Origin of the sequence: Gordonia sp. SCSIO 19800, assembly GCF_018132775.1 — a bacterium.
In the GTDB taxonomy this organism is placed as follows: domain Bacteria; phylum Actinomycetota; class Actinomycetes; order Mycobacteriales; family Mycobacteriaceae; genus Gordonia; species Gordonia hongkongensis.
Genome location: NZ_JAGRQM010000058.1, coordinates 1 through 828 on the forward strand (window position 1 = coordinate 1; position 828 = coordinate 828).

Here is an 828-nt window from a genome sequence, read left to right on the forward strand (position 1 = left end):
CGAGGACGGTTTCGATCTCCCCCAACTCGATCCGCTGCCCCCGCAACTTCACCTGAAAATCAACACGACCCACATACTCCAACTCACCCACACCACTCCACCGCACCCGATCACCCGTCCGATACAACCGCACACCCACCCCACCAAACGGATCCGCCACAAACCGCTCCGCAGTCAACCCCGCCCGCGACGCATACCCCCGCGCCACCTGCACACCACCCAGATACAACTCACCCACCACACCCACCGGCACCGGACGCAACCGCGAATCCAACACCCACACCGACACATTCGGCACCGCCCGACCAATCGGCACCACCACCTCACCACCCGACACCACATACGACGTCACATCCACCGCCGCCTCCGTCGGCCCATACAAATTCACCACCCGCACCCCCGGCACCAACCCCCGCAACCCCTCCACCGCACCCACACCCAACGCCTCACCCGAACAAAACACCTGACGCAACGACCCCAACCCCGAACCCAACCCGCCCGAACCCCGCAGCACCGACTCCTGCGGCACCGACTCCCCGAGAGCATCCACAAACACCGACAACATCGACGGCACAAAATGACACACCGACACCCCGAACCGCTCCACCACCGACGCCACATACCACGGATCCCGATGACCACCCGGCTCCGCCACCACCACCGAAGCACCAACCATCAACGGCCAGAACAACTCCCACACCGACACATCAAACGACACCGGCGTCTTCCACAACACCACATCCCGCCGCTCCAACCCGAACAACGACTGCATCCACCCCAACCGATTCACCACCGCAGCCTGCGACACCGTCACACCCTTCGGCCGAC

General features: G+C 63.9%; 1 protein-coding gene. It reads right to left on the reverse strand.

Annotation, left to right across the window (positions count from 1 at the left end):
* Nucleotides 1-828 (reverse strand): AMP-binding protein (locus KB201_RS24645; RefSeq protein WP_211540900.1); only part of this gene is annotated, 828 nt, incomplete at both ends.